General features: G+C 58.2%; 11 protein-coding genes. All 11 read left to right on the forward strand.

From position 1 onward, the window contains the following. Window positions 1-3 precede the first annotated feature (3 nt). The gene (gene rseP / locus AC3WP4_RS18765) at window positions 4-1,356 is read left to right on the forward strand and encodes a sigma E protease regulator RseP (protein WP_102615580.1); all 1,353 of its coding nucleotides are present in this window, start codon (window positions 4-6) and stop codon (window positions 1,354-1,356) included. Between the two features lie 74 nt (window positions 1,357-1,430). Then, window positions 1,431-3,806 carry an outer membrane protein assembly factor BamA gene (bamA, locus tag AC3WP4_RS18770; protein ID WP_074879687.1) on the forward strand — a complete coding sequence of 792 codons (2,376 nt, stop codon included), beginning with the start codon at window positions 1,431-1,433 and terminating at the stop codon, window positions 3,804-3,806. A 45-nt stretch (window positions 3,807-3,851) separates the two neighbouring features. Further along, window positions 3,852-4,355: an OmpH/Skp family outer membrane protein gene (locus tag AC3WP4_RS18775; RefSeq protein WP_008028980.1), complete on the forward strand. Its 504-nt coding sequence runs from the start codon at window positions 3,852-3,854 to the stop codon at window positions 4,353-4,355. A 2-nt stretch (window positions 4,356-4,357) separates the two neighbouring features. Beyond that, the gene (lpxD, locus tag AC3WP4_RS18780; protein WP_074879684.1) at window positions 4,358-5,413 is read left to right on the forward strand and encodes a UDP-3-O-(3-hydroxymyristoyl)glucosamine N-acyltransferase; all 1,056 of its coding nucleotides are present in this window, start codon (window positions 4,358-4,360) and stop codon (window positions 5,411-5,413) included. Between the two features lie 107 nt (window positions 5,414-5,520). After that, on the forward strand, window positions 5,521-5,961 hold the full coding sequence (gene fabZ / locus AC3WP4_RS18785; protein ID WP_008154051.1) for a 3-hydroxyacyl-ACP dehydratase FabZ: 441 nt from the start codon (window positions 5,521-5,523) through the stop codon (window positions 5,959-5,961). Then, a complete protein-coding gene (lpxA, locus tag AC3WP4_RS18790; protein WP_074879681.1) occupies window positions 5,958-6,734 on the forward strand; it encodes an acyl-ACP--UDP-N-acetylglucosamine O-acyltransferase in 777 nt (258 codons plus the stop codon). Before fabZ ends, lpxA begins: the two co-directional genes overlap by 4 nt. A gap of 2 nt (window positions 6,735-6,736) precedes the next feature. Then, the gene (gene lpxB / locus AC3WP4_RS18795; RefSeq protein ID WP_102615579.1) at window positions 6,737-7,864 is read left to right on the forward strand and encodes a lipid-A-disaccharide synthase; all 1,128 of its coding nucleotides are present in this window, start codon (window positions 6,737-6,739) and stop codon (window positions 7,862-7,864) included. After that, the gene (gene rnhB / locus AC3WP4_RS18800; RefSeq protein WP_074879676.1) at window positions 7,864-8,505 is read left to right on the forward strand and encodes a ribonuclease HII; all 642 of its coding nucleotides are present in this window, start codon (window positions 7,864-7,866) and stop codon (window positions 8,503-8,505) included. Before lpxB ends, rnhB begins: the two co-directional genes overlap by 1 nt. Before the next feature lie 83 nt (window positions 8,506-8,588). Next, complete coding sequence (gene dnaE / locus AC3WP4_RS18805) at window positions 8,589-12,110, forward strand: DNA polymerase III subunit alpha (protein WP_074879673.1); 3,522 nt, start codon at window positions 8,589-8,591, stop codon at window positions 12,108-12,110. Between the two features lie 139 nt (window positions 12,111-12,249). Beyond that, window positions 12,250-13,197, forward strand: a complete 948-nt coding sequence (locus AC3WP4_RS18810; protein WP_008154040.1) for an acetyl-CoA carboxylase carboxyltransferase subunit alpha — start codon at window positions 12,250-12,252, stop codon at window positions 13,195-13,197. Window positions 13,198-13,330: 133 nt separating this feature from the next. Next, the coding region (tilS, locus tag AC3WP4_RS18815) for a tRNA lysidine(34) synthetase TilS (protein WP_102642458.1) at window positions 13,331-13,771 on the forward strand (441 nt) is incomplete at its 3' end.

The following is a 13,771-nucleotide window of genomic DNA, read 5'->3' on the forward strand; positions in this document are numbered from 1 at the left end:
TAGATGAGCGCGCTCTATATGATTGTCGGCACCCTGGTGGCTTTGGGTGTGCTGGTCACCTTCCACGAATTCGGCCACTTCTGGGTCGCACGTCGCTGTGGGGTCAAAGTGCTGCGTTTCTCCGTGGGCTTCGGTATGCCGTTGCTGCGCTGGCACGACAAGAAAGGCACTGAGTTCGTTGTCGCCGCGATCCCGCTGGGCGGTTACGTGAAAATGCTCGACGAGCGCGAAGGTGAAGTGCCCGCCGATCAGCTTGATCAATCTTTCAATCGCAAATCCGTCCGCCAGCGTATCGCTATTGTGTCGGCGGGGCCGATTGCCAACTTTTTACTGGCGATGTTTTTTTTCTGGGTGCTGGCCATGCTCGGCAGCGAGCAAGTGCGCCCGATCATTGGGGCAGTCGAATCCGGCAGTATCGCCGCCAGGGCTGGTTTGAGCGCGGGTCAGGAAATCATTGCCATCGATGGCGAGCCAACTTCCGGCTGGGCTGCGGTGAACCTGCAGTTGGTCCGTCGTCTTGGGGAGAGCGGTTCCCTGCAATTGCTGGTCCGTGACCAGGGTTCCACGGTGGATTCGCCCCGTGAGCTGATGCTGGATAAATGGCTCAAGGGTGCCGATGAGCCTGATCCGATTCGTTCGCTGGGATTGCGCCCTTGGCGTCCGGCACTGCCGCCGGTCCTGGCCGAACTTGACCCGAAAGGCCCGGCGCAGGCTGCTGGCCTGAAGACCGGTGACCGACTGTTGGCCCTGGACGGCAAGCCACTAGATGACTGGCAACAGGTGGTGGACATAGTCCGTATGCACCCTGATACCAAAATCATGCTGCGCGTCGAGCGCGATGGTGCTCAAATCGACGCCCCAGTGACGCTGGCCGCTCGCGGCGAGAAGAAGGCACCCAGTGGTTATCTAGGGGCTGGGGTGAAGGCTGTTGATTGGCCGCCAGAGATGATTCGCGAAGTTAGTTATGGTCCTGTGGCCGCGATTGGGGAGGGTGCTCGACGCACCTGGACCATGAGCGTACTGACCCTCGATTCGCTCAAGAAAATGTTGTTCGGTGAGCTCTCGGTAAAAAACTTGAGTGGACCGATAACCATTGCTAAAGTGGCGGGCGCTTCTGCCCAGTCGGGTGTCGCTGATTTCCTGAATTTCCTTGCTTATCTGAGTATTAGCTTGGGAGTTCTGAATTTGTTGCCCATTCCTGTACTGGATGGGGGGCATTTGTTGTTTTATCTGATCGAGTGGGCGCGTGGTCGCCCCTTGTCGGATCGGGTGCAGGGTTGGGGGATACAGATCGGTATCAGTTTGGTGATCGGGGTGATGTTGCTTGCTCTTGTCAATGATCTGGGCCGACTGTAACGCTTCGCTGAATTGCGAATCTGCCGCATTTTGCGGCAGTTTGTTTATTGCCAGTTGGAATAAGAAAGGACTTCATGAAACGTCTGCTGCTAACTGCGGTTCTCACCGTATTGATGATCGCCGAAGTTCACGCCGAGTCCTTCACTATCTCTGATATTCGCGTCAATGGCCTCCAGCGGGTCTCCGCGGGTAGCGTCTTTGGTGCTTTGCCGTTGAACGTCGGTGAACAGGCGGATGATCGTCGCCTGGTGGAATCCACTCGTGCGTTGTTCAAAACCGGTTTCTTTCAAGATATCCAGCTGGGCCGCGATGGCAACGTCCTGGTCATTACTGTAGTCGAGCGCCCGTCGGTCGCCAGTATCGAGATCGAGGGTAACAAGGCGATCTCCACTGAAGACCTGATGAAAGGGCTCAAGCAATCCGGTCTGGCCGAAGGCGAGATCTTCCAGCGCGCCACCCTCGAAGGTGTGCGTAACGAGCTACAGCGTCAATACGTCGCTCAAGGCCGCTACTCGGCCACCGTTGACACCGAAGTGGTGCCGCAGCCGCGTAACCGCGTTGCGTTGAAGGTCAATATCAACGAAGGCACCGTTGCTGCCATCCAGCACATCAACGTGGTGGGTAACACCGTCTTCCCTGAAGAAGACCTGATCGACCTGTTTGAGCTCAAGACCACCAACTGGCTGTCGTTCTTCAAGAACGATGACAAGTACGCTCGTGAAAAACTTTCCGGTGACCTGGAGCGTCTGCGTTCCTACTACCTGGACCGTGGCTATATCAACATGGATATCGCTTCGACCCAGGTGTCCATCACCCCGGACAAGAAGCACGTCTATATCACCGTCAACGTCAATGAGGGCGAGAAGTACACCGTCCGTGACGTCAAGCTGAGCGGCGACCTGAAAGTCCCTGAAGACCAGGTCAAGTCCCTGCTGCTGGTGCAGAAAGGCCAGGTGTTCTCGCGCAAGTTGATGACCACCACATCCGAACTGATTACCCGCCGCCTGGGTAACGAGGGTTATACCTTCGCCAACGTCAATGGCGTGCCTCAGCCGCACGATGAAGACAACACCGTCGACATTACATTCGCCGTCGATCCGGGCAAGCGTGCTTACGTGAACCGCATCAACTTCCGTGGCAACACCAAGTCCGAGGACGAAGTGCTGCGCCGCGAAATGCGTCAGATGGAAGGCGGCTGGGCTTCGACCTACCTGATCGACCAATCCAAGACCCGTCTTGAACGTCTGGGCTTCTTCAAGGAAGTCAACGTCGAAACACCGGCCGTGCCGGGCGTCGACGACCAGGTAGACGTGAACTACAGCGTTGAAGAACAGGCCTCCGGTTCGATTACCGCCAGCGTCGGTTTTGCCCAGAGCGCCGGTTTGATCCTCGGCGGTTCGATCACCCAGAACAACTTCCTGGGTACGGGTAACAAGGTCAGCGTCGGCTTGACCCGCAGTGAATACCAGAGCCGTTATAACTTCGGTTATGTCGACCCGTACTGGACTGCTGATGGCGTCAGCCTGGGTTACAACGCGTTCTATCGCACCACTGACTACGACGACCTCGACGTCGATGTTGCCAGCTATGCCGTAGACAGCCTGGGTGCTGGCGTGAGCGTCGGTTACCCGATCAGCGAGACTTCGCGTCTGACCTTCGGCCTGACTGCGCAACAAGACAAGATCAAGACCGGTCAATACACCGTTGACGAGATCTTCGACTTCGTTAACAAGGAAGGCGACAACTACCTGAACTTCAAGGCTTCGGCCGGTTGGTCCGAGTCCACCCTGAACAAAGGCGTACTGGCGACCCGTGGTCGTTCCCAGAGCCTGACTCTGGAAACCACCACCCCTGGCAGCGACTTGTCGTTCTTCAAGCTCGATTACCGTGGCCAGTTGTTCCAGCCATTGTCCGAAAACTACACCATGCGCCTGCACACCGAGCTGGGCTATGGCGATGGTTATGGTTCTACCGATGGCTTGCCGTTCTATGAAAACTACTATGCTGGTGGTTTCAACTCGGTTCGTGGCTTCAAGGACAGCACTCTGGGGCCTCGCAGTACACCAAGTACCGGTAAAAACCCGGGTACGTCGTTTGACCCGGATCAGGATCCGCTGCCGTTCGGTGGTAATGTCCTGATCCAGGGCGGTGTTGAGGTTCTGTTCCCGCTGCCGTTCGTCAAGGATCAGCGTTCCCTGCGTACTTCGGTATTCTGGGACGTGGGTAACGTGTTCGATTCGACGTGCAAAGAGACCAGGAACGCTGACGGTTCGAAGTCCAATACGCAGTGCAACGACATCAGCCTGAGCAACATGGCCAGCTCCGTCGGTATCGGCGTGACCTGGGTTACCGCGCTGGGTCCTTTGAGCTTCGCGTTGGCCATGCCGGTCAAGAAACCGGATGACGCTGAGACTCAAGTGTTCCAATTCTCCCTCGGCCAGACGTTCTAAGCGTCTGACCCAAGATAACGACAATGGATTTTGTAGGAGTGCATCGTGCGTAAGTTGACTCAATTGGTTCTCCTGGCGACCGTACTGGTCGCAGGTCCGGCTTTTGCCGACATGAAAATCGCCGTTCTGAACTATCAGATGGCTCTGCTGGAATCCGATGCGGCCAAGAAGTATGCCGTTGATGCCGAGAAGAAGTTCGGCCCACAGCTGACCAAGCTCAAGACACTGGAAAGCAGCGCCAAGGGTATCCAGGACCGTCTGATGGCTGGCGGCGACAAGATGCAGCAAGGTGAGCGTGAACGCCTGGAACTCGAGTTCAAGCAAAAGGCCCGTGACTTCCAGTTCCAGTCCAAGGAACTGAACGAAGCCAAAGCCGTTGCCGACCGTGAAATGCTGAAACAGCTCAAGCCGAAACTGGACAGCGCTGTGGAAGAAGTCATCAAGAAAGGTGCTTTTGACCTGGTCTTCGAGCGTGGCGCAGTGATTGATGTCAAGCCTCAGTACGACATCACTCGCCAGGTTATCGAGCGCATGAATCAGCTGAAGTAACCATGACAGCGACTATAAAGCTCGGCCAATTGGCCGAGTTCCTCGGCGCCACACTGCGTGGCGACCCGGAGAAAGAAATTTCTGGGCTAGCCACTTTGCAAGAGGCTGGCCCAGCTCAGTTGAGCTTTCTCGCAAACCCCCAATACCGTAAATACCTGGCTGACAGCCGGGCCGCAGCCCTGTTGCTGAAGGCCGCTGACGCTGAAGGTTTTGCAGGTAATGCGCTGGTCGTGCCTGATCCGTACCTGGCCTACGCGCGGATTTCCCATCTGTTCGATCCCAAGCCAAAGGCCGCTGCCGGTGTTCATCCGACAGCTGTTGTAGCGCCGGATGCAGTGGTCGATCCAGCAGCGAGCATTGGCGCGTTCGTGGTGATCGAAAGCTGCGCACGAATTGCAGCGGGGGTGACCGTTGGCGCGCACTGCTTCATCGGTGCCCGCTGCGAGATTGGCGAGGGCGGTTGGTTGGCCCCGCGAGTCACGCTGTATCACGACGTACGCATCGGTAAGCGGGTAGTGATTCAATCCGGTGCCGTACTGGGTGGCGAAGGTTTCGGTTTTGCCAACGAGAAAGGTGTCTGGCAGAAGATCGCCCAGATCGGTGGTGTGCTGGTCGGTGACGACGTTGAGATCGGCGTGAATACCGCTATTGATCGCGGTGCGCTGGCCGATACCGTTCTGGGTAACGGGGTGAAACTCGACAACCAGATTCAGATCGCCCACAACGTCCAGGTCGGTGATCACACCGCCATGGCCGCGTGCGTGGGGATCTCCGGCAGCACCAAAATCGGCAAGCATTGCATGCTCGCCGGTGGCGTAGGGCTGGTGGGGCATATTGAAATTTGCGACAACGTTTTTATCACCGGGATGACCATGGTGACCCACTCGATTACCGAAAAGGGTTCCTATTCTTCCGGTACGGCCATGCAACCGGCGGCCGAATGGCGCAAAAGCGCGGCCCGTATCCGTCAGCTCGATGACATCGCGCGGCGTCTGCGACAGCTGGAAAAGCGTGTAGGGGACGTGACCCCTGACGGTAATGCTTCATCTGATGGCTGATACCATTTCCATATCAAGTGTGCACAGCCGCTAGACTGCCTCCTTGATTTGCTAGAGGGGTGCGCGTCAGTCGCGCCTCCCAATCTTTACATAGGCTTCCCCCCGAAATGATGGACATCAACGAGATTCGCGAATACCTGCCTCACCGTTACCCGTTCCTGCTGGTGGACCGGGTCGTGGATCTGGATGTGGAAGGCAAGCGCATTCGCGCCTACAAGAATGTCAGCATCAACGAACCTTTCTTCAATGGTCATTTCCCTGCGCATCCAATCATGCCGGGCGTATTGATCATCGAAGCGATGGCTCAGGCTGCTGGCATCCTTGGCTTCAAAATGCTCGATGTGAAGCCTGCCGACGGTACGCTCTACTACTTCGTCGGCTCCGACAAGCTGCGCTTTCGCCAGCCCGTCACCCCAGGCGATCAGTTGATCCTCGAAGCCCGCTTCATCAGCTGCAAGCGCCAGATCTGGAAGTTCGAGTGCCAGGCTTCGGTCGATGGCAAGCCAGTCTGCTCTGCTGAAATCATCTGCGCGGAACGCAAACTATGAGTTTGATTGACCCTCGCGCAATCATCGATCCGGCGGCTATCCTGGCCGACGGCGTCGAGGTCGGCCCTTGGTCGATCATCGGTGCAGGTGTGGAAATCGGCGAGGGGACAGTGATCGGGCCGCATGTGATTCTCAAAGGCCCGACCCGAATCGGAAAGCACAACCGCATCTACCAGTTTTCTTCGGTAGGCGAGGACACGCCCGATTTGAAATACAAGGGTGAAGAAACTCGCTTAGTCATTGGTGACCACAACGTCATCCGTGAAGGCGTGACGATTCACCGTGGGACCATCCAGGATCGTGCTGAAACGACCTTGGGCGATCACAATCTGATCATGGCCTATGCCCACATCGGCCACGACAGCGTCATCGGCAACCACTGCATCCTGGTCAACAACACCGCGTTGGCGGGCCATGTGCACGTTGAAGACTGGGCGATCCTGTCCGGTTTTACCCTGGTTCACCAGTATTGCCATATCGGCGCCCACAGTTTTTCCGGTATGGGCACCGCAATCGGCAAGGATGTCCCGGCGTACGTCACGGTGTTCGGCAACCCGGCCGAAGCCCGCAGCATGAACTTCGAAGGCATGCGTCGTCGCGGTTTCAGCGAAGATGCGATCCACGCTCTGCGTCGTGCCTACAAAGTGGTTTATCGCCAGGGCCTGACGGTTGAACAGGCACTCGCCGAGCTGGCCGAACCTTCGGATCAGTTCCCGGAAGTCGCGGTGTTTCGTGATTCCATCCAGTCTTCGACCCGCGGCATCACTCGTTAATCATGGCTAATCTGCGTATAGCGCTGGTGGCGGGTGAGGCTTCCGGCGACATTCTTGGCGCGGGTCTCATGCGCGCACTCAAGACTCAGCACCCGGCAGTGGAGTTCATTGGTGTCGGCGGTCCGCTGATGCAGGCCGAAGGCCTGACCTCGTATTTCCCGATGGAGCGTCTTTCGGTCATGGGCCTGGTGGAAGTGCTGGGCCGGTTGCGCGAGTTGCTGGCACGCCGCAAAAAGCTGGTTGCCGACCTGATCGCCGAGAAGCCGGACGTGTTCATCGGTATCGATGCTCCGGACTTCAACCTCAATATCGAACTCAAGCTGCGTCAGGCCGGCATCAAGACCGTGCATTACGTGAGTCCGTCGGTTTGGGCGTGGCGGCAGAAACGGGTGCTGAAGATTCGCGAAGGCTGCGATCTGATGCTAACGCTGTTCCCGTTCGAAGCGAAATTCTATGAAGAGAAGGGCGTGCCGGTGCGATTTGTCGGGCACTCCCTGGCCGATGCGATTCCGCTTGAGGCTGATCGCGCCGCAGCGCGGGCCGAACTTGGCTTGCCGGATGGGCCGCTGGTCGCCCTGATGCCGGGCAGCCGTGGCGGTGAGGTTGGGCGCCTTGGTGCGCTGTTCCTCGATACCGCCCAGCGCTTGCGGGCCCTGCGTCCGGGCGTACGCTTCGTCATGCCATGCGCGAGCCCGCAGCGCCGGGCCCAGCTTGAAGAGCTGCTGGCCGGTCGCGATCTGCCGCTGACCTTGCTCGACGGTAAATCCCACCTGGCCCTGGCTGCTTGCGACGCCGTGTTGATTGCTTCGGGCACCGCTACGCTGGAAGCATTGTTATACAAGCGGCCGATGGTGGTCGCTTATCGCTTGGCACCGCTGACGTTCTGGATTCTCAAGCGGATGGTGAAGAGTCCCTACATCTCGTTGCCGAATTTGCTGGCCCAGCGCCTGCTGGTGCCGGAGTTGTTGCAGGACGATGCGACGGTAGAGGCTTTGGCCCAAACCCTGTCGCCACTGATTGAAGGTGGCCAGGAACAGACCCGAGGCTTTGACGAAATCCACCGAACCCTGCGCTTGGATGCCTCCAATCAGGCAGCAGACGCGGTACTGAACCTGATTGGCAGAGCATAATGAGCAAAGCAAGCAAGCAGATGGGCCTGGATTTTATGCTAGTCGATGAGCTTGAAGATCTGGTGGCGGGTGTCGATGAAGTCGGTCGCGGCCCGCTGTGTGGTGCGGTGGTGACGGCGGCAGTGATCCTCGATCCGAGCCGCCCCATCCTGGGCCTCAACGACTCGAAGAAGCTCACCGAGGCTCGCCGTGAAGCGCTTTACGACGAAATCTGCGAAAAGGCCTTGAGTTGGTATATCGCCCGCGCTGAAGTAGAAGAAATCGACGACCTGAACATACTTCACGCCACCATGCTGGCCATGCAGCGTGCCGTCGAAGGGCTGCACATTCAGCCGAAACTGGCGATGATTGACGGCAACCGTTGCCCGAAACTGTCCATGCGTGCCGAATCGGTGGTGCAGGGCGACGGCAAGGTACCGGCCATCGCTGCAGCGTCGATTCTGGCCAAGGTCAGCCGCGACCGCGAGATGGCAGCGTTCGAATTGATTTACCCGGGTTACGGTATCGGTGGCCACAAAGGCTACCCGACGCCCGTTCACCTGGAGGCGCTGGCCCGCCTGGGGCCGACGCCGATTCACCGCCGCTCGTTCGCCCCGGTACGCCTGGCTTACGAGGCGCGGGAAAACCTGATCGAGAGTTAGTCGCAAGGCTGATGTTTTTGCCAAGGCCCGGTACAATCCGGGCCTTGTTGTCTTCACGTTTCTAGTTTCTAGACAGGATCACTATGCCGGCTTCATTCGTTCATCTACGCCTGCACACTGAGTACTCCCTGGTCGACGGTCTGGTGCGGATCAAACCGCTGGTCAAGACCCTGGTCGGCATGAACATGCCTGCCGTAGCGGTCACCGACCAGAACAACATGTGTTCCCTGGTCAAATTCTATAAAGCCGCCATGGGCGCCGGGATCAAGCCGATCTGTGGCGCCGACCTGTGGCTGTCGAACAAGGATCCGGATAACGCCCTGAGCCGGATCAGCCTGCTGGCGATGAACGCCGTGGGTTATCGCAACCTCACCGAACTGATTTCCCGCGGCTTCATCGACGGCCAGCGCAATGGCTCGGTCATCATCGAGCGCGAGTGGGTGGCCGAAGCCAGCGAAGGCTTGATCATGCTGTCGGCGGCGAAAGAAGGCGAGATCGGCCTGGCGATGCTCAGCGGCAACCCGGCCGAAGCGGAAAACCTGGCGCGCGAATGGATGGCCGTGTTCCCGGATCGTTTCTATCTGGAGATCCAGCGCACCAACCGCCCCAATGACGAAGAACAGTTGCATGGCGCCGTGGCCCTGGCTGAAAAAATCGGTGCGCCGCTGGTCGCGACCAACGACGTGCGCTTCATCAAGCAGGAAGACTTCGCCGCCCACGAAACCCGCGTTTGCATCGGTGAGGGCCGCGCCCTCGACGATCCGCGGCGTTCGAAGAATTACAGCGATCAGCAATACCTCAAAAGCGCCGAGGAAATGGCCGAGCTGTTCAGCGACATTCCCGAAGCGCTGGAAAACACCGTCGAGATTGCCAAGCGCTGCAACATCGAAGTGAAGCTGGGCACTCACTTCCTGCCCAACTTCCCGATCCCCGATGGCATGACCATCGACGAGTATTTCCGCAAGGTTTCCTTCGATGGCCTGGAGGATCGCCTCAGCGTTCTGCTGCCCAAGGACACTACCGAAGATTACGAAGCCAAGCGTCAGGTCTACGTCGACCGGTTGAACTTCGAGCTGGATATCATCATCCAGATGGGGTTCCCCGGTTACTTCCTGATCGTTATGGACTTTATCCAGTGGGCCAAGAGCAACGGCGTGCCGGTAGGTCCAGGCCGTGGGTCGGGTGCCGGGTCGCTGGTGGCCTACGTGCAGAAGATCACCGACCTTGACCCGCTGGAATATGACCTGCTGTTCGAACGTTTCCTTAACCCGGAACGGGTATCGATGCCCGACTTCGACGTCGACTTCTGCATGGACGGTCGTGACCGTGTAATCGACTATGTGGCCGAGAAGTACGGCCGCAACGCGGTAAGCCAGATCATCACCTTCGGTTCCATGGCGGCGAAAGCGGTGGTCCGTGACGTGGCGCGGGTGCAGGGCAAGTCTTACGGCCTGGCGGATCGTCTGTCGAAGATGATTCCGTTCGAAGTCGGCATGACCCTGGAAAAGGCCTACGAACAGGAAGAAATCCTCCGTGACTTCATCAAGGTCGATGAAGAAGCCGCCGAAATCTGGGAAATGGCCCGCAAGCTGGAAGGCGTTGTGCGTAACGTCGGCAAGCACGCCGGTGGTGTGGTTATTGCTCCGACCAAGCTGACTGACTTCTCGCCGATTTATTGCGATGAAGCCGGTGACGGCCTGGTGACCCAGTTCGACAAGGATGACGTTGAGGCTGCTGGCCTGGTGAAGTTCGACTTCCTCGGTCTGCGGACCCTGACGGTCATCGACTGGGCGCTGAAAACCATCAACCGCGATCGCGCCAAGGTTGATGAGCCGCCGCTGGATATCGCGTTCATCCCGCTGGACGACAAGCCGACTTACCAGTTGCTGCAAAAAGCGGAAACCACCGCGGTGTTCCAGCTCGAGTCGCGCGGCATGAAAGAGCTGATCAAAAAGCTCAAGCCCGACTGCCTGGAAGACTTGATCGCACTGGTGGCCCTGTTCCGTCCGGGTCCGTTGCAATCGGGCATGGTGGACGACTTTATCAACCGTAAGCACGGTCGCGCCGAACTCGCGTACCCGCACTCGGATTACCAGTACGAAGGCCTCAAACCGGTTCTGGCACCGACTTACGGCATCATCCTGTATCAGGAGCAGGTGATGCAGATTGCCCAGGTCATGGCCGGTTACACCCTCGGCGGCGCGGACATGCTGCGTCGAGCCATGGGTAAGAAAAAACCCGAAGAAATGGCCAAGCAGCGCGGCGGTTTCATTGACGGTTGCAAGACCAACAATATCGACGCCGACCTGGCCGGCAACATTTTCGACCTGGTAGAAAAGTTCGCCGGTTACGGCTTCAACAAATCCCACTCCGCCGCTTATGGCCTGGTGTCCTACCAGACCGCCTGGCTGAAAACGCACTACCCGGCGCCGTTCATGGCCGCGGTACTGTCGGCGGATATGCACAACACCGACAAGGTCGTGACCTTGATCGAAGAAATTCGCACCATGAAGCTGCGTCTCGACGCGCCGGATGTGAATACTTCGGAGTTCAAGTTCACGGTGAATGACGAAGGCCGGATTATCTACGGCCTCGGCGCGATCAAAGGGGTGGGCGAAGGTCCGGTGGAAGCCATCACCGAGGCGCGTCAGGACGGTCCGTTCAAGGATCTGTTCGATTTCTGCGCCCGCGTCGATCTCAAGCGTATCAACAAGCGCACCTTGGACGGTTTGATCCGCAGCGGTGCGCTGGATCGCCTGGGCCCTTACTTCCATGACGAGCAGAAAGCCTATCAGGCCAATATCGACCGCAACCGGGCGGTTTTGCTGAATGCCATGGAAGGGGCGATCAAGGCGGCCGAACAAACCGCTCGTACTCATGACAGCGGTCATGTCGACCTGTTTGGCGGTCTGTTCGTAGAAGAAGACGCCGATGTCTACGCCAATCACCGCAAAGCCAAGGAGCTGACCCTCAAGGAGCGCCTGAAGGGGGAGAAAGATACCCTCGGCCTGTACCTGACCGGTCACCCGATCGACGAATACGAAGGTGAGATCCGCCGTTTCGCCCGTCAGCGCATCATCGACCTGAAACCGGCCCGTGATACCCAGACCGTCGCGGGCATGATCATCGCCCTGCGAGTCATGAAGAACAAAAAGGGCGACAAGATGGGTTTCATCACCCTCGACGACCGTTCGGGCCGGATCGAAGCGTCGCTGTTCGCCGAAGCATTCCATTCGGCGCAGTCGCTGTTGCAGACCGACGCGATGGTGGTGGTCGAAGGCGAAGTCAGCAACGATGATTTCTCCGGTGGGCTGCGGCTGCGCGTCAAGCGGGTGATGAGCATGGAAGATGCGCGCACCAATTTGGCCGAAAGCCTGCGCTTGAAGCTGCAGACCCAGGATTTGAAAGGCGATCAGCTACGCTGGCTCGGTGAGTTGTTCAAGCGTCACCGTGGCGCGTGCCCGATCACCATGGAATACACCAGTCCCGATGCGAAGGCCTTGCTGCAGTTCGGCGAGACCTGGCGGATCGACCCGGCGGATGCCTTGATTCAAGCCCTGCGTGACCAGTTCGGGCGAGACAACGTCTTCCTCCAATACCGTTGACGGTCAGGTGCAATAGACGCGCCTGATCTCGACCTGAATTTTTAATCTCGACCTGAACGCGCCTCTCCCTTAAGGTAGGGCGCGAATAGACAACCGGCCGGCCCAAGCTCTCTTGGATGTCGACCCAAGACGGACGCCTATGAACCCGAATTTTCTAGATTTCGAACAGCCGATCGCCGACCTGCAAGCCAAGATCGAAGAGTTGCGCTTGGTCGGTAATGACAATTCGCTGAATATCGGCGATGAGATCTCCCGCCTGCAGGACAAAAGCAGCACGCTGACCGAAGACATCTTCGGCAAGCTGACCAGCTGGCAGATCGCGCGTCTGGCGCGTCACCCGAAACGTCCATACACCCTGGACTACATCGAACATATCTTCACCGAGTTCGACGAACTGCACGGCGACCGTCACTTCTCCGACGACGCTGCGATCGTGGGCGGCATTGCCCGTCTGGACGACCAGCCGGTGATGATCATCGGTCACCAGAAAGGCCGTGAAGTTCGCGAGAAAGTTCGCCGCAACTTCGGCATGCCGCGTCCGGAAGGCTACCGCAAGGCGTGCCGCCTGATGGAAATGGCCGAACGCTTCAAGATGCCAATCCTGACCTTCATCGACACCCCGGGCGCTTACCCAGGTATCGACGCTGAAGAGCGCAACCAGAGCGAAGCGATTGCCTGGAACCTGCGCGTCATGGCTCGCCTGAAAACCCCAATCATCGCCACCGTGATCGGTGAGGGTGGTTCTGGCGGTGCTCTGGCGATCGGTGTTTGCGATCAACTGAACATGCTGCAGTACTCGACCTACGCGGTGATTTCGCCGGAAGGTTGCGCCTCGATTCTGTGGAAGACCGCCGAGAAAGCGCCGGACGCAGCCGAGGCCATGGGCATCACCGCCGAGCGCCTGAAAGGCCTGGGTATTGTGGATAAAGTGATCAGCGAGCCTTTGGGCGGCGCGCACCGTAATCCGGCGGCTGCGGCTGCATCGATCCGTGCAGAACTGAGTTCGCAACTGGCGATGCTGAAGAAGTTCGATAACGAAGCGCTGTTGGCTCGCCGTTACGAGCGCCTGATGAGCTACGGTCTCTGATCTGACCTCGCTATACCCATGTGGGAGCGAGCCCGCTCGCGATGGCGGCTTAACATTCAACTAATCTGTTGGTTGTTATGCCCCTATCGCGAGCAGGCTCGCTCCCACATTTGTTTTGTGTAAAGGGAACGCTATGAGTCGGCCAATGATTGATTTGCCTGCCAAGTTGTTGCTGAATCTGAAACCGTGGCGCAATGCTACAACCTGGCGCATCGCGTTCTCCGGTGGTCTCGACTCCACCGTCCTGCTGCACCTTCTTGTACACCTCGCGAAAACCGAATCCCTGCCGACGCTAAGCGCCATCCATGTTCATCACGGCCTTCAAGCGGCGGCTGATGCGTGGCCGGATCATTGTCAATCGGTCTGTGATGCGCAGGGGGTGTCGCTGCAGGTTGTTCGTGTGCAGGTTCAACCCGGCGCCAGTATCGAGCGTGCAGCCCGGGATGCGCGATATGCCGCGTTCATCGAGGCGACTCAAGCCAATGAGGTGTTGATGACCGCCCAGCACCGTGACGATCAGGCGGAAACCTTGTTGTTTCGACTGTTGCGTGGGGCAGGGGTGAGGGGGTTGTCG

Source organism: Pseudomonas sp. FW305-20 (assembly GCF_058788075.1).